This window comes from Geobacillus uzenensis (assembly GCF_002217665.1).
GTDB classification, from domain to species: domain Bacteria; phylum Bacillota; class Bacilli; order Bacillales; family Anoxybacillaceae; genus Geobacillus; species Geobacillus subterraneus.
On sequence record NZ_NEWL01000005.1, the window covers coordinates 68,901 to 83,312 of the forward strand.

Consider the following 14,412-nt stretch of genomic DNA (forward strand, 5'->3'; position numbering starts at 1 on the left):
ATTCGGAACCGAATACGATAAAGATATAGAAGACAAGGGGGGGAAGCGATGGTCAAAAAAGCGATCATCCCCGCGGCCGGGTATGGGACAAGAGGCTTGCCGGTGACGAAAGTCATTCCGAAAGAGATGTTTCCTATCGGCGCTAAGCCGGCGATTCAATATATTGTGGAGGAGGCGTTTGCCTCGGGAATTGAGGAGCTGCTCATTATTGTCTCGCGGGCGAAAAGCTTAATCGTCGACTACTTTGACCGCTCTTTAGAGCTCGAGGCGTTTTTAGAACGGCGGAATAAGACACATTTGTTGAAGGAGGAGTTCATCCCTTCCGGACAAATTTATTATACGCGCCAGCCGTATGCGCGGGGATTAGGGGATGCCGTCCGGCTTGGCAAGTCGTTTGTCGGCGGCGAGCCGTTTGCCGTGCTGTTGCCTGACGATATCGTGTTGCATGAAGGGACTCCGGCTATTCGGCAGCTCATTGAGCAGTACGAACGATGTGGGCAAAGCGTTGTCGGTTTAAATCAAGTAGGGAGAAACGAATTGCATAAATACGGCGTCATCCGCGGTGAACCGCTCACCGATGGCGCGTATAGCATCACCGATATGGTGGAAAAGCCAAAAACGAACCCGCCGTCCGACTTGGCCGTCATCGGCCGCTACGTGTTCACGCCGGCCATTTTTTCCTATTTAGAGGCGCTGCCAACCCTCGGAGACGAAGAAATTCAGCTGACCGAGGCCATCCGCCGTCTGGCGGCCGCGGAAGGATGCCAAGGGAAACTGATCGCCGGAACACGGTTTGATATCGGTACAGCTGACGGCTATATGGCGTTGCTTTCGGCCGTTTGGAAAGAAAATTAAACGCTCCTCCGCCTACGCGCATAGTTGGAAATGAGGGCGGTTCGGAATGAAAAAACCAGGTGCAAACTACCTGGTTTTTTTTCTCAGCCAATCGTACAGCCGTTCTTGCTCTTTAATTTGTTTGGCGACGTCAAACCGCTGCTCAATCACTTTGCGCGCCCGCTTTGTAAACAGCGGAATCTGCTCTGGGTGTTCAAGAAAAAAGCGGATGCCGTTCGCCAGCTCTTTGTCGTCTTTCTCCGGGGCGAGGTAGCCCGTGCGCCCGTGTTCGATCAGTTCAGGGATGCCGGCATGATTCGTCGAGATGACTGGCAGCCCGCTCGCCATCGCCTCTTTCAGCACGTTCGGGATGCCTTCGATGTCCCCGTCAGAGGCCGTCTCGCTCGCTAGGCAAAACAGATGGGCGCGGTTCATTTCTTGAGCGATGGCGGCCGCATCCATGGCGCCAAGCAATTCGACAAATGGGGTCAGCCCGAGCTCATTGATGAGCCGGCGAATGTTTTCCTCATCTTTCCCGCTCCCGATAATGCGGAGGCGGCAGCGGGGATGTTTCGCATGCACGTGCTTGAAGGCGCGCACGAGCGTTAAAAAGCCTTTTTTCTCGACGAGCCGGCCAATCGAAAGAATGACGATGTCCCCATTTTCCGGGATCGTTCGTTCCTGATAAGGAAATAAATCGAGTTCAATGCCGCCGTAGAGGACATGGATTTTTTCTTGAGGAAACCCTAAAGTGATCAGTTCATCGGCTAAGTAACGGCAGACGGGAAGAAAGAGCGCCCCGTGCTGTTTGAGCAGGCTATACCGCTTTTGGTTGCGCCGCAGGCTGTTCCCTTTTGCGGAGCCGTCACGGCCGCGGATGCTGACGACAAGCGGAATGCGATGGGCGATGCAAAGCGGGAGAATTTCAATGGCGTGTTTGCCGTGATGAGCATGAATGGCCACGATATTTTGTTCTTTGACGAAACGGTCGAAATTGTTGATATCGTTGAGGTGATAATAATTAACGAGAGGAAACGGGTGGCTGCCATCATCAGCGAACGACCCGATCATGATCGACCGGTATTTTTTTAGATGAACCATTTGGTTGTAAATAAAGCGCTGGTTAATTTTCATTTTTTCATGGATAAAGTGGGCGATCGTTTGTTTCATGTTCTCGATCCCTCGCTTTTTAGTAAATCGGACAAAAAAGCGAATTTTTTCGTTTCCTGTTCGGCGAGACGGGTGAGCAAGTCCAAAGACGATGGGTTGCTTGCCGCCCGTTTTGGCTTTTCAAGGCTCACCGCTTCGTTGTAAAACACGTGCGGAAACATGGCATCGGCCAAGTAGACGCTTTTATACGGAACGTACGGCAGGCAGATGGAAAAGTAAAGTTCAAACAACGGTTGAAGCCGTTTGATGACATTGTTTTTCGGGTTTTTCGTCAAAGAAATGAGCAAAAAACGAAAATCGTCAAGCGGAAGGCCGTAATAGGCGCGGTCAAAGTCGATCATCACCACATTGTTGTTTTCCGCCAATAAAAGATTGTTGCTGTTATAATCCCCGTGGCAAATGGCTTTTCGCTCCGCCGCCTCACGGCAAAAGCCGGCCAGGTTGCTTTTTTCAAGCAGCGCATAGCTCTGGTCAGCAAGTCGCGTCATCTGTTTCATTATATGAGAAAGAGCCGTCCCATTCGCAGCTGTTTTCGCCAGCTCTTGCAATTGTGCCACTTTTTGACGGTGTGCGCACAGCACCTCTTTCGGCTCCGGAAAGGAAGGAGAGCCGGTGCCGATCCACTCGGTAAACAGGCTGTCGGCATGGAAGCGGGCCAATCCCTCGATTCGTTGCTGGAAAGATGGCCTTGTTTCGCTTAAGGGGACATAATCCATTAAATAGTAATAACTGTTTTTTCGGTGAACGTAATATTGTTTTGTTTTAGTCTGGAAAATTTCCGGGACGTGAAATCCTGTGTCGTATAGCTTGGAATGAAGCAAGATCGGAAAATTGGTTTTCTCTTCATTTAGCCGCTTGAGCACGTACCGCTGGCCCGTTTTTTTGTTTTGTACAAGCCATACTTTTTCTTCCTTCAGTTCACCGATGACGTCGGTCTCGGTTTCCGATAGGCCGTAATGGTTTAACACGTCAAATAGCAGGCGAGATCGTTTCGAAGCCAAGGTCAGTTCCTCCTAGCATCATTGTCGATTAGTAAAAGTGTATGTAAGAGAAAAAGAGTTGGTATAGACAAGCGCACCAGCTAACGAGAAAACGGCGCCGTCAAAAACTAAAGCGCCGGCTGCGCTGTTTGGGCGCCAGCCGGCGACGCTATGTTCCTGTTATTCCTCCTCGTCATCCACATTGGTTGATGAAGCCGGCCGCATGGAAGCAGGGAGATCGATTGCCGTGATCGCCGTCGCATTGAGGGAAAGCGGGCGCCCCCCATCTTCGTAAAAACGGTCAACCAACAGCGAAACGGTGTTCGTCCGCGGCTCGAAATCGAGAAAAAGCGCGTTGTAATATGTCTCGTTGGCGGTGTGTACGTTCACTTCTGTGTTCGGCGGAAGTGCCGTCAGCTGTTCATAAAGAGCGCGGGGAAGGCGGGGGCGGGTCGGCCGCTGATCGAAAAATACATGATACATTGTGTCGCCTCCTTTCTTTCTTATCTCTTGTGTTAAAAACCTATACTCCATCATATGATTGGCGTAGGAGAGCGTTTGGGTAAACGTCCGCACGAAGGCGAATTCGCCCGCCGCTAGATGAAGCAAAGAGGAAAAGAGACCTCCTTTTGCGGCCATGGGGAGCGGAAAGGGGAGAGGAATGTGGATGATCCGTTTTCGTTTGTTCTTCTTTGTCTGGCCAGCTTCCGCCTGACGAGGCTCATCGCATATGATGCGATCATGAACTGGCTGCGCCGGCCTTTTCACGAGTGGGTCGAAGAGGAGCTTCCAGACGGAAGAAGGGAAGTAGTTCTCGTTTTGAAGGGAAGCGGGCTGCGGCGCTGGTTCGGCGAATTGTTGAGCTGCTACTGGTGCACCGGGATATGGTGTGCGGCGTTTTGTTACGCCGGCATGATGCTTTGGCCGACCGTCTTTCAACCGTTCATCGTGCTGCTTGCCATTGCCGGCGGTGCGGCGCTCATTGAGACGATTGTCAGCAGATGGCTGTCATAGAGAGGCATGGCTAGTGATCGGCCAATGCGGATGGCCCATCGATGCTGCTGGCCAATCGCTGCTTTGCAAGGCCCGGCGTCGCTTAGGCTGTCGTTAGCCGTCGGAATGAGAACACCGGCCTAAGAGCAGGCCGGCGAAGAAAAGAAAGCGCGCGGTTGGGCGTGCGAAACGATGGAAAGGACCGGTTACCATTGGATGGCGATATGGTTGGCCGCGGGAACGCCTTTTGGCAATTCGGCGCAATACACAAAGCCGTCGACCGTCAACGACCGGGCGCTGCCCGACGGGCGGACGGCGATTTCAAATTGGGAGAAGCGCCGCTCTTCACCGGGTTCAAGCGGGGAGCCATGGAGCGGGGCGATCCAATATTCGCCGTTTTGCCGCACTTTTTCCCGCCAGTTTTCTTGGGTGAACGTCCAGCTTTCTCCGCTGCTTGCGGCAAGCAGTTCTTGTTCAGCACGGGCGCTTTGCGGCAGCACAATTTTTCCGCTCAGCACCGCTGTTTTGGGCGGGGAGAGACGGAGACAGACAATGAGATGGTGAAGCGGCGTTGTTCCGCTGTTGCGAATGATGAAATCGCCGATTACGGTCATCTCTTCCTCGTCAAGATGCGACGGAATGACGACAGAATAGTGGAACAGCGCCAACACAGAGGCGGTCGGCTCGGCGGTTGTTTGTTTTCCTTCGGAGCGATGATGTTCCGCCTCTTCTAGGGCGATTTCGGATAACAACAATTGGCGTTCCAAGGCAGCGATTTTTTTCTTATATGTTTCAACGTTGACGGTTTCTGCTTCGCGGAACTTTTCTTTCCAATAGGCGCTGCGCATTTTTTCCTTGGCCAGCTCGGCTTCTAGTTGCTGCAACTGTTGCTTGCATGAGGCAGCTTCCGACCGGTAGTGGATGATTTGCTGCTGCAGGCGGAGGTGTCGGTCATCGTTCGTGTTTTTCACTTGCTTTCCACCCCTTCCATTTTTATCTTATGTACGCACAGCGGGCAAATGCCATATAAAAAAGGCTGTTGTTGGGAACAACAGCCTGAACGGTGCCGGACGTTACATGGCCGGGAATACGTCTGGGCATTGCGGCGGGAATTTGTTCGTCGGGCAAAGCACGGCTTCAGCAAGTTCTTCCCGCGGCTGGCAGAAACGGGCTTCGACTTCGATTTTGACATCGGCTTCCATTTGGACTTCAAGGCACAAGGTGATGGAAACGTCGAGCTGGGCAAAGTTGTCCGTGCAAACGAGGCTCGTGTCGCATTCGAAGAAAGAAATATGGCAGTTGAGTTGCGTGCCTTCTGGAGCGCATAAGATGAATGTTTGCGCCGTGGCAAACGGAATCGGTGACGACTGGCAAATGACCGTGCCGGTCGGGCTGACGATTTGCACGACGACGTGCCCTTTGACGAGCGCTTTGACTTTTTGCAGCGTGACGATCTCACCAGAAGGAAGCGTGACGTTTACAGGCTGCCGGCCGTTTGGTTGCGTAATTTCCTGGCAAATCAACGCGTCCTGGTCAACGACTGGATCGATCGGGTTTCCTGCAGCATCGGTTAAGAAGCAGCGGATCGTCAAAGCTTGCGGGTCCATCGCTTGCGCCGTCAAGAATTCACACATTGTTCCTGTCCGCTGGCAATTGGTCGTTGGAAAAATCATTTCCAAATCGTCGCCGCTGAAGCTGCGCAACGGTACATCAATTTGGCGCGTCACCCAGTCGTAAACTTTGCGGGTTCTGATGCATACTTTTTCTTTATCGCGACGATGATAATGGCCCATTTTCTTCGTTCCTCCTATCGTTCATTTGTTCCCCAACGCCTGATGGTTTGGGACTACTGTATACTATGAACGACATGGGTAAATGTGTTGGGACAGATGCGGATTTTTTGCCGACGGACGCATGCCGGAGACGAAACAAAGGGGGAGATGACGAATGAAAGAAAAACAAGGGACGATCCATACGGAAAAAAGAGGAATGGATGAACGGCGGCTGATGGAACGGATCACCGAGCTGGAGCGCCGGCTGAAAGAGGTGGAAGCGGAAAATATTGTTTTGCGGGAACTGGCCTACCAAAGCGAACAGCGTTACGAACAAATCAAACAGCTCATGAAAGAAAACGACGAACTGCGCCGTCAATTGCAACAGCTGCCGCAGCCGGAAGCGTCGGGCGATGTTGACAAGGAAGAACGGCCGGACAGTTGGTTTTTCCATACGCTTAGGCAAGAAAACGCGATTGCGCCCCGTCCGGAGCGAGGCAGCAAAAAATGAGAAGCACCCTTGGCCTATACGGCCATACAATAGCAATAGCCATACATTTTTCTATACGGGGGGATGAAGCCATGATGAAACCAACTCCGCCGAAACCGACGACGTGGGCGCTTTCCTCGACAACCCAGCCGGTGCGGCGCCCACGAGGCTGCGGCTGCGGCCGGCCGCCGGTCGTAAAGAAATAGCAAGAGGCCGTGAGAGACGCCTATACTCCGTTTCCTTTCCTTGCATAGTCTAACAGTGCAACTAGGCGAAAGGAAGGGGGGATGGGGATGTCGGATCGAAAAAAAGCAAAAGTCATTCACGTTGATAAGCTGATCATTCACGCCGATGACGTCGTGATTGTGCCGCGCGGACGCATTCGTGATCCATGGCTGTTCCCGCATCGTGCTGATGCCGAGATCGAAGCCATTGAAGATGTGCGGGATGGAGCAGGGCGCGATGAGGGAGGACACGATCGGGACGAAGGGGAACGGAGGCCGTTCTCATGGATTTAGTCATGAGGCAAATGGGGGATATGAACAGTGGAGCGTTTTAAAAATTACGGGCTTTGGCTTGGAATTGGGTCGTTTGTCGTATTGGCCCTTGAGACGTTCGGCGTCGATATCGACCTTGGCAAATACGAGCAGCTGTATCACGCGCTGTTAAGCGTTTTAGTGATGGCCGGCATTTTAAACAATCCATCGCTTGGCCGCGGTTATTCTGACAAAGTCGACAAACAGTCATAAACGGCAAGGGCGCCTGTGGCAACGGCGCCCTTTTTGCGCCCGAAAAACCGGAAGTGCGGCGGACTGTTTTACAGTAAATGACAATTATAATTTGCCGGGGAAAAACCATTCTAATCATTGTCACCACCAATTCAACCACTTAAGGGAGGACATGAATCATGACTGTTGCTACACAAGTGAAACAAACGTTAGCTGGATTAAAAACCGCCCAAGCGAGCTTCGAAACGTTTGCGCTGCAAACGGAAAACCAAGCCGCGAAACAGCTTTATCAGCAAGCTGCTCAACAAACGCAAGCGGTCATCGATTTAGTCAACTCGCGCGTGCAAGAAATCCAAAACGAAGAGCCACAATATAAACAGCAGTAACATTTGCGGAGGCAGATGTTGCGGTTCGGGCGGAAAGGTTGGCGGCACGCCAACCTTTTCCCCGCCTGACGGAAATACATAAAACGAATGGGTTGATGACGATGAAACAATGGTGGTTGGCGGCGATGGCTGCCTTCATGGTGGTCAGCGGCTGCGCGAAAGAGGAAACAGAACAAAAACAATCGCTGCAAGGGGCGGATTTGATGCGAGCCCAAACGTCTGGGACGGCCAAAGGGGCTCGGCTCGACCAAGGACCGGCCGAGCGGGCCGCCGCCTATTTACGACAGCGCCGGGACATCCGCGATGTGGTGGTGGTCAACAGTGGAGACCGGCTGCTCGTCGCGTATCAAATTCCCCATATGCAGCGATGGAACCGAAAGAAGATCGAAAAAGACGTTGAAGACCGACTGCGCGATATGTTTCCCGGTTACCAAGTTGTTTCCTCAAGCGATTTAAAAATCTTTTGGAAAACGCAGCAATTAAAAACAAAGATGGTCAACAAACGCTGGGATCAGCGGGAGGTCAACCGGGAAATCGGGCGCATTGAAAAGCTGAGCAAAGAGCAGACATAAGAGGTGTCATTATGGCGAATGAAAAGCGGAAAAAGTTAACTCCGGTTCAACAAGAGTATCACTTATTTGAAAAAGAACGGGAAACAAAGCGCCCGATCGTTCGCAACTGCGCCTGCGCCTTTCTCGTCGGCGGGACCATTTGTGCGATCGGACAGGCGATCTCTTATTTTTATATGTATTTCTTTGACTTCACCGAGCAGACGGTAGGGAACCCGACGGTGGCGACCATGGTTTTTTTGTCAATGATTTTAACCGGCCTTGGCGTCTATGACCGAATCGCTCAGTTCGCCGGAGCGGGGAGCGCTGTGCCGGTGACGGGGTTTGGCAACGCCGTCATTTCCGCGGCGATTGAACACCGAACAGAAGGATTCGTGCTCGGCGTGGGTTCCAACATGTTCAAGCTCGCCGGCTCGGTCATTTTGTTCGGTACGTTTGCGGCATTTGTCATCGCCCTCATCAAAACGATTGCCATACAGTGGGGGGGATTGTAATGCTGAAAGGGCATCGCACTTGGGTATTTGCGAACAAACCGGCCATTGTTGCGACCGCCGCCGTCGGCGGGCCGTTTGAGGCCAACGGCCGCCTCGCCGACGATTTCGATCTTCTTCACGAAGATTTATGGCTTGGCGAGGAGTCGTATGAGAAAGCGCACCGCGTTTTGCTTGAGGAAGCGGCATTTCAAGCGATGGAAAAGGCCGGTTTGGAGAAGGAACAGGTGCAGTTTTTCATCGCCGGCGACTTAATTAATCAAATGACGCCGACTAGCTTCGCCGCCCGGACGCTCGGCGCCCCGTATCTCGGCATTTTCGGCGCTTGCTCCACATCAATGGAAGGGCTGGCGCTCAGCGCTTTTATTACAAACTATGGCGGGGCAGACTATATATTGACCGGGGCATCGAGCCATAACACCGCCGTCGAAAAACAGTTCCGCTATCCGACAGAGTACGGCGGACAAAAGCCGCCGACGGCGCAGTGGACCGTCACTGGCGCCGGGGTCGCCATCGTCAGCCCAAAAGGGGACGGGCCGCGCGTGACGGCAGCGACGATCGGCCGGGTCGTCGATATGGGAATGGCCGATCCGTTTAATATGGGCGGTGCGATGGCACCGGCGGCGGTCGATACGATTGAAGCGCATTTACGCGATATGCAAATCGATGCATCGCACTATGACTTGATTGTCACCGGCGACTTAGGGAGAATCGGGCGTCAAGTTTCCCTAGATTTGTTGCGTCAGCACGGCATTGAGATTGATGAGGAGCGTTACCAAGATTGCGGGCTCCTTATTTACCGCGATGGGCAGCCCGTGCTGTCCGGGGCGAGCGGGGCGGCTTGTTCCGCTGTGGTCATTTACGGCCATTTGCTCAAACGGATGCGGCGCGGCGAGCTGAAGCGCATTTTAGCTGTAGCGACCGGTGCGTTATTGTCGCCATTGTCGTTCCAGCAAAATGAAACGATTCCGTGCATCGCCCATGCGGTGGCGATCGAGTATGGAGGTGAGGCGTAGCGTGCTAGCCATGTTTTTTTGGGCGTTTGTCGTCGGCGGGTTGATTTGCGTCATTGGCCAGATTTTGCTGGATGTTTTTAAGCTCACCCCCGCCCATACGCTGACGATTCTCGTTGTCACTGGAGCGATTTTGGATGGATTTGATTTGTACGAACCGCTCATCGACTTCGCCGGCGCCGGGGCAACGATTCCGATTACAAGTTTTGGAAACTCGCTCGTCCACGGGGCGATGCAGGAAGCGGAAAAACACGGCATCGTCGGCGTGTTGACCGGCATGTTTGAAGTGACAAGCGCCGGCATTTCCGCTGCCATCGTCTTCGGATTTCTCGGCGCGCTTTTGTTCCGCCCGAAAGGATAGGAGGGACGTTCATGACCGTTGCTTCGCAAGTGAAACAAACGTTAGCGAGCCTAAAAGGCATTCACGCTGGGCTGCAACAGTTGGCGCTCACATCGCAAGACGAAACAGCGCAGCGGACGTTTCATGAGGCGATGCTCGCCACCGAGGAGATCATCGCCGAACTGAAAGACCGGGTCGGCCGACTCGAATTCGAGGAGCCGCAATATCATGGAAAGTAAGGAGCATGATCCATGCCTGTATGGTTAGAAGCCGCCATTCGTTCCGTTTGTATTTTGATCGGACTGTTTATCATTACTCGCATTCTCGGCAAGAAGCCATTGGCGAAGCTGTCATTTTTCGAATATATTGTTGGCATTACGGTCGGTGACATTGCCGGAACAATGTCTGTCGATTTAGGGATTTCCCTCGAGGAAGGGGTCACAAGCATTTTAATTTGGTCGCTCATCCCGGTGCTGGCCGCCCGCATTTCGCTGCGCAACAAAAAGTTCCGCGATTTCGTCGAGGGCAATTCGACCGTCTTGATCAAAAACGGCAAAATTTTGGAGGAGAACTTAAAGCGAGAGAAATACACAGTTGACGAGCTGCTTGAGCAGTTGCGCAAAAAAGATGTGTTTCGTGTCGCGGATGTCGAGTTTGCCTTGCTTGAGCCGAATGGCGATCTGAACGTCTTGTTGAAGCGGGAAAAGCAGCCGCTTACGGTTGGCGATATGTTTCCGAACCCGCCGCGGGAAAAAGAGCCGCAAACCGTCATTATGGATGGCATGATTTTGGACGAGCCGCTTGCGACGATGGGGCTTGGCCGCGGCTGGCTGAAAGAACAGCTTGATAAGCAAGGAGTAGCGGTCGAAAACGTCTTCCTCGCCCAAGTCGATTCATATGGACAGCTGACGATTGATTTGTACGATGACAAAATTCAAGTGGCCGAGCCGCAGGAGAAAAAGCTGTTGTTGGCTGCAATGAAGAAAGTGCAAGCCGACTTTGAGCTATACGCGTTGCAAACCGATTCGGAAGAGGCGAAGGCGCTGTACGAAACCAATGCGGCGAAAATGACGGAACTCATCCAAAAAGTCGAGCCGCTATTGCGAAACTAATGTTGAGGAGGATCCGATCATGGAGAAGAAACGGACAAAAACAACGGATGAAGAAATTCAGATTCAGCTGAAAACGGACGGCCGCCCTGAACGGACGCGGACGACCGATGAAGAAATTTCGATTGAATTTATGTTCGATAACGGCCGTGTGACGCCCCAGCCGCAAGATTACGACGAAATCGAATATTAAGCGTCTGATGATCGGGAAAGGTGTCCCCCAACATACCGGGACACCTTTTCCTGTTGTTTCCTCTCCACCAAAACAATGGTTCGAAAATGATTACAGCGCCTTGTTTTTCCATGCCGCCGGGAGAAGGGAATTAAACGGGCAATAATTGCAAAAACGCGCGCACCTCTTCCGGTGTTTTCGCGTTGGCGCTATGCAGATGAGCGATTTTTTCCCCGTTTTGGAACACAAGCAAGCTCGGAATGCCGAGCACTTGATATTTCTCGCCAAGCTCCGGAAATTGGTCGCGGTCGATCTCAAACCAATCGTATTGCCCGTAATCGCGAATGATGTCATCGATAAACATGTTCAAGCGCACACAGTCAGGGCACCAAGTCGTGTAAAATTTGACGACAGCCGGCTTGCTGCCGGAGATGGCCGCTGTAAACTGGTCATTCGTTTCAATGGGTTTCATGCGTGTTTCCTCCATTCCATATTGTCGTTCATCTTTACTTTACCATATGGTGCGGCAAAAAAAGAACGGCAACGCCTTCACCTTCGGACACCGGTGTTGCATACAACAGAAAGAAAGGGGGGGAAAGTGTGAGCAAAGAGCTGGAAAAGGCGCTTGAAGCATGGGTTGCCTCAAGAAAAGAAGGACATGAACAATTCATTCGTCTGTTCGAACAGTGGGGGAACGATTTCAACAAACAGCTGCAGGAAATCGAAAAACTAAACAATGGATTTTTAAAAAGCGTACAAGGCAACTTACATTACGTTGAGCAATGGTTTACAAAAAAAGAAAAAGAGTTTGCTGAGCTGTTTCGCCTATTTGGCTGACAAAATGGCACGTGCGCCCATACGCCGCCTTGAGGTGATGAATACGATACAGTAAACGGAGAAGGAGGTGCACGAGAATGGGCTTCTGCGGCTACGGATTTCCGCACTACGGCTACGGCTATGGCGGATTTGGCTATGGCGGTGGCTTTGTGCTGATTGTCGTTTTGTTCATCTTGTTGATTATTGTCGGCGCAGCATTTGTCGGCTAACGAAAAACGAATCCGATACGGGCCGTTTCGGCGCCTCGAACGGCTCGTATTTTTCTTTTCCCTTATGATGCACCTTCTTGCAGAACAATCATACGATATACAGGGAGAAGGAGGCAGGAAGATGGATCAACAATTTTTTAAAAACATTGAAAAGAAAACGGGCGTCAATATGAAAGACATTTTTGAGCTTGCCAACTCGCTGCAAAATGCGAATTTCAACGATGAAAAAACGGTGCGCCAAGTGGTGAAGCGGGTCGCGCAAATCGCCAATCGGAAGGTGCCGAAAGAACTCGAAGACCAAATCGTCAAAACGATCGTCCAGAGCGGCAAACAAATTGATTTTAATACGATTGCCAATATGATGAACAATAAAAAATAAGCCAAAGGGAGCTGCGCGCGCAAGCTCCCTTTTATTCGGCTTATTCGAGCGATTTCACCATCGTGACGTGGGGGATGCCGGCATCCATAAACACGCCGGACACCACCTCATAGCCGAGTTTTTTGTAAAACGGTTCGGCGTGGGTTTGGGCGTTCAGCTTCACTTTTTTCGCCCCTTTTGTTTTTGCAAGCCGCTCAATGGCTTCCATCACCATCCGCCCGGCACCGCAGCCGCGGTAGGACGGCAGCACGCAAATGCGTTCGATTTTGCCGACCCCTTCATCGATGAAGCGAAGCCGGCCGGCCGCGACCGGTTTTTCGCCATCATACAAGACGAGATGGGATGATTCTTGCTCAAACGCATCGATTTCTTCTTCTTCCGGCACGTTTTGCTCCTCGATAAAGACGAGCCGGCGGACGTGCAAAGCGTCCTCATATAAGGATCGGTCGTTTGTTGTTCCAATGGCGATGTTCATGTTATACCGTTTCCTCTCCTCCAACGACAAAGGTTTCATAGACGGTCCATGATCCGTTCTCGAGCTGGTACAGAAGATGGAACCGGTCGATCGTCTCTTCAAAATGCACGTTTTGCAGCTTCAGCTGGCTGTAGACGTCGGCATATTCCGCGCCCGGCAAATCGCGGCCGATCGTAATGTGCGGCACGAACACAAATTCCGGTTTTGCGGTGAACAAGCCGCTGTGCAGCTGCTCATGAAGGCGATCAAGCACGTCATTTGGCTCCACTTTCAAATAAATGATGTTGCTTGTCGGGTAAAACGAGCTGAATTTCGTCACTTTGATCGGAATTGGAGGTGTTTCCGCTGCGATGCGGCGCAGCTCCTTCGTCATCTCTTTCAATTGTCCCTCATCCGCTTCAAACGGATATTTCAACGTAATATGCGGCGGGATGAGGGCGTAATGGCTGTCATACCGTTTCCGGTACGAGTTGGCAAAATCTTGAATGCGCTTCGACGGAAATAATACAATGCCGTACTTCATCCCGATTTCCCTCCTTGGATGGTTGGTTTTCCATTGTTTACAGCGACAAAATAGCAGATACAGCCCTTGGCACATCAGGCTGCCAATACGTCCACGCATGGCCGCCAGCAAACTCATGGTACGTATAGGTGAACCGTTTTTCCATAAACAAGTCCCGCGCCATTCGATTTGGTGTAATAAAGTCGCGTACATGGCCGTCCGTTGTTTTCACGGCTGTTTCTTCCGTGCCGACGGAATGGTAAATCGAAAGAAGCGACGGATCGCGGAACGCGCGGATGCACGCCAGCACCGAGTCATCGATATAAGGGGACTGCATGGCGATGTTTCCAAATGTATGCGGATACAACAGACCGGCTAACAGCGAGACCGTTCCGCCGAGCGAATCGCCGATCAACGCCCGGCCTTTGCCGATTTGGTAGGTCGGCAGCTCGTCGTCCAAAAACGGAACGAGTTCATGGGCTAAAAAGCGAATGTACGCTTCGCGCTTTTGGCCCGCCGGGTGATATTTCTCGTAGCGGTCGTTCACATTCCGATACGGGATGCCGACAACGATCGTCCGGTCGATCGTTCCTTCCTCCATTAGCGTTTCGATGACGTGCTTCATTTTTCCGTACATAAAATAATCTTTGCCGTCTTGAGCGATTAGTAAAGAATATTTGTGAAGCGGAGAAAAATTGCTTGGCAAATAGACGAGCAGTTCGATTTTCTCTTGAAGTTCTCCGCTGTACAGCGCGTAATCACGCATCGTTCCTGTTGCGGCTGCCATGACCATCCTCCATGAAAACGGTAAGTTCACCTGTTATTGTAACATATTTTGGCGAAAAGATGTTAATGAAGGGCTCGAATTTTTCGTGAATTTGCCGAACATTGCCAGCGTCAAAAAAAGGACTTGCCAAAACGGCCGGAATGGGTTACATTTTTTTATAAATTAACAAAATTGAA

The 14,412-nt window shown here is 51.7% G+C and carries 25 protein-coding genes; 16 read left to right on the forward strand and 9 right to left on the reverse strand.

Annotation, left to right across the window (positions count from 1 at the left end; all coding sequences use genetic code 11):
- Window positions 1-48 precede the first annotated feature (48 nt).
- Window positions 49-855, forward strand: coding sequence for a UTP--glucose-1-phosphate uridylyltransferase (locus tag B9L21_RS05620; RefSeq protein WP_063165598.1), 807 nt, complete (start codon window positions 49-51; stop codon window positions 853-855).
- A 66-nt stretch (window positions 856-921) separates the two neighbouring features.
- Here B9L21_RS05620 and B9L21_RS05625 read toward each other — a convergent pair whose 3' ends face one another.
- From B9L21_RS05625 to B9L21_RS05635, 3 genes are all read right to left on the reverse strand, one after another.
- Entirely contained in the window at window positions 922-2,004 is a 1,083-nt protein-coding gene (locus B9L21_RS05625) for a glycosyltransferase (protein WP_063165599.1), read from the reverse strand.
- On the reverse strand, window positions 2,001-3,005 hold the full coding sequence (locus B9L21_RS05630) for a phosphotransferase (protein ID WP_063165600.1): 1,005 nt from the start codon (window positions 3,003-3,005) through the stop codon (window positions 2,001-2,003). The genes B9L21_RS05625 and B9L21_RS05630 overlap by 4 nt, the downstream gene beginning before the upstream one ends.
- Before the next feature lie 159 nt (window positions 3,006-3,164).
- A complete protein-coding gene (locus B9L21_RS05635; protein ID WP_063165601.1) occupies window positions 3,165-3,467 on the reverse strand; it encodes a hypothetical protein in 303 nt (100 codons plus the stop codon).
- Between the two features lie 180 nt (window positions 3,468-3,647).
- Between B9L21_RS05635 and B9L21_RS05640 the strand changes: the two genes are divergently transcribed.
- A complete protein-coding gene (locus B9L21_RS05640; protein WP_063165602.1) occupies window positions 3,648-3,998 on the forward strand; it encodes a DUF1360 domain-containing protein in 351 nt (116 codons plus the stop codon).
- A 185-nt stretch (window positions 3,999-4,183) separates the two neighbouring features.
- Here the strand turns inward: B9L21_RS05640 and B9L21_RS05645 are convergent, their stop codons facing one another.
- Both B9L21_RS05645 and B9L21_RS05650 read right to left on the reverse strand, forming a co-directional pair.
- Entirely contained in the window at window positions 4,184-4,948 is a 765-nt protein-coding gene (locus B9L21_RS05645; RefSeq protein ID WP_063165603.1) for a hypothetical protein, read from the reverse strand.
- 102 nt (window positions 4,949-5,050) lie between these two features.
- Window positions 5,051-5,770, reverse strand: a complete 720-nt coding sequence (locus B9L21_RS05650) for a hypothetical protein (protein ID WP_063165604.1) — start codon at window positions 5,768-5,770, stop codon at window positions 5,051-5,053.
- Between the two features lie 154 nt (window positions 5,771-5,924).
- Between B9L21_RS05650 and B9L21_RS05655 the strand changes: the two genes are divergently transcribed.
- The 11 genes from B9L21_RS05655 to B9L21_RS17570 all read left to right on the forward strand — a co-directional run bounded on the left by B9L21_RS05655 (window position 5,925) and on the right by B9L21_RS17570 (window position 11,068).
- Complete coding sequence (locus tag B9L21_RS05655; RefSeq protein WP_063165605.1) at window positions 5,925-6,260, forward strand: hypothetical protein; 336 nt, start codon at window positions 5,925-5,927, stop codon at window positions 6,258-6,260.
- A 272-nt stretch (window positions 6,261-6,532) separates the two neighbouring features.
- Window positions 6,533-6,757, forward strand: coding sequence for a hypothetical protein (locus B9L21_RS05660; protein ID WP_063165606.1), 225 nt, complete (start codon window positions 6,533-6,535; stop codon window positions 6,755-6,757).
- 27 nt (window positions 6,758-6,784) lie between these two features.
- Window positions 6,785-6,988 (forward strand): hypothetical protein, encoded by a 204-nt coding sequence (locus B9L21_RS05665; protein ID WP_063165607.1) that lies wholly within the window; start codon window positions 6,785-6,787, stop codon window positions 6,986-6,988.
- 158 nt (window positions 6,989-7,146) lie between these two features.
- Window positions 7,147-7,353: a DUF1657 domain-containing protein gene (locus B9L21_RS05670; protein WP_020958988.1), complete on the forward strand. Its 207-nt coding sequence runs from the start codon at window positions 7,147-7,149 to the stop codon at window positions 7,351-7,353.
- 95 nt (window positions 7,354-7,448) lie between these two features.
- Window positions 7,449-7,925 carry a YhcN/YlaJ family sporulation lipoprotein gene (locus B9L21_RS05675; RefSeq protein ID WP_063167323.1) on the forward strand — a complete coding sequence of 159 codons (477 nt, stop codon included), beginning with the start codon at window positions 7,449-7,451 and terminating at the stop codon, window positions 7,923-7,925.
- A gap of 11 nt (window positions 7,926-7,936) precedes the next feature.
- Window positions 7,937-8,416: a stage V sporulation protein AC gene (gene spoVAC / locus B9L21_RS05680; RefSeq protein WP_063165608.1), complete on the forward strand. Its 480-nt coding sequence runs from the start codon at window positions 7,937-7,939 to the stop codon at window positions 8,414-8,416.
- On the forward strand, window positions 8,416-9,429 hold the full coding sequence (spoVAD, locus tag B9L21_RS05685) for a stage V sporulation protein AD (RefSeq protein ID WP_063165609.1): 1,014 nt from the start codon (window positions 8,416-8,418) through the stop codon (window positions 9,427-9,429). Before spoVAC ends, spoVAD begins: the two co-directional genes overlap by 1 nt.
- Window position 9,430: 1 nt before the next feature.
- Window positions 9,431-9,787 (forward strand): stage V sporulation protein AE, encoded by a 357-nt coding sequence (gene spoVAE / locus B9L21_RS05690; RefSeq protein WP_063165610.1) that lies wholly within the window; start codon window positions 9,431-9,433, stop codon window positions 9,785-9,787.
- An 11-nt stretch (window positions 9,788-9,798) separates the two neighbouring features.
- Complete coding sequence (locus tag B9L21_RS05695; RefSeq protein WP_063165611.1) at window positions 9,799-10,005, forward strand: DUF1657 domain-containing protein; 207 nt, start codon at window positions 9,799-9,801, stop codon at window positions 10,003-10,005.
- A 12-nt stretch (window positions 10,006-10,017) separates the two neighbouring features.
- A complete protein-coding gene (locus B9L21_RS05700; protein ID WP_063165612.1) occupies window positions 10,018-10,878 on the forward strand; it encodes a DUF421 domain-containing protein in 861 nt (286 codons plus the stop codon).
- A 19-nt stretch (window positions 10,879-10,897) separates the two neighbouring features.
- Window positions 10,898-11,068, forward strand: a complete 171-nt coding sequence (locus tag B9L21_RS17570) for a hypothetical protein (RefSeq protein ID WP_168157876.1) — start codon at window positions 10,898-10,900, stop codon at window positions 11,066-11,068.
- A 130-nt stretch (window positions 11,069-11,198) separates the two neighbouring features.
- On the opposite strand, the gene B9L21_RS05705 is transcribed toward B9L21_RS17570, so the two are convergent.
- Complete coding sequence (locus B9L21_RS05705) at window positions 11,199-11,519, reverse strand: thioredoxin family protein (RefSeq protein ID WP_063165613.1); 321 nt, start codon at window positions 11,517-11,519, stop codon at window positions 11,199-11,201.
- 128 nt (window positions 11,520-11,647) lie between these two features.
- Here B9L21_RS05705 and B9L21_RS05710 point away from each other — a divergent pair, with 128 nt between their 5' ends.
- The 3 genes from B9L21_RS05710 to B9L21_RS05720 all read left to right on the forward strand — a co-directional run bounded on the left by B9L21_RS05710 (window position 11,648) and on the right by B9L21_RS05720 (window position 12,472).
- On the forward strand, window positions 11,648-11,884 hold the full coding sequence (locus B9L21_RS05710) for a hypothetical protein (RefSeq protein ID WP_063165614.1): 237 nt from the start codon (window positions 11,648-11,650) through the stop codon (window positions 11,882-11,884).
- Window positions 11,885-11,961: 77 nt separating this feature from the next.
- Entirely contained in the window at window positions 11,962-12,093 is a 132-nt protein-coding gene (locus B9L21_RS05715; protein WP_082816535.1) for a YjcZ family sporulation protein, read from the forward strand.
- 121 nt (window positions 12,094-12,214) lie between these two features.
- The gene (locus tag B9L21_RS05720) at window positions 12,215-12,472 is read left to right on the forward strand and encodes a stage VI sporulation protein F (RefSeq protein WP_063165615.1); all 258 of its coding nucleotides are present in this window, start codon (window positions 12,215-12,217) and stop codon (window positions 12,470-12,472) included.
- A gap of 40 nt (window positions 12,473-12,512) precedes the next feature.
- Here the strand turns inward: B9L21_RS05720 and B9L21_RS05725 are convergent, their stop codons facing one another.
- The 3 genes from B9L21_RS05725 to B9L21_RS05735 are packed head-to-tail and all read right to left on the reverse strand — an operon-like array spanning window position 12,513 to window position 14,236.
- Window positions 12,513-12,947 (reverse strand): GNAT family N-acetyltransferase, encoded by a 435-nt coding sequence (locus tag B9L21_RS05725; protein ID WP_063165616.1) that lies wholly within the window; start codon window positions 12,945-12,947, stop codon window positions 12,513-12,515.
- A gap of 1 nt (window position 12,948) precedes the next feature.
- A complete protein-coding gene (locus tag B9L21_RS05730) occupies window positions 12,949-13,470 on the reverse strand; it encodes a YjcG family protein (RefSeq protein WP_063165617.1) in 522 nt (173 codons plus the stop codon).
- A 37-nt stretch (window positions 13,471-13,507) separates the two neighbouring features.
- Window positions 13,508-14,236, reverse strand: a complete 729-nt coding sequence (locus B9L21_RS05735) for an alpha/beta hydrolase (protein WP_063165618.1) — start codon at window positions 14,234-14,236, stop codon at window positions 13,508-13,510.
- Window positions 14,237-14,412 lie beyond the last annotated feature (176 nt).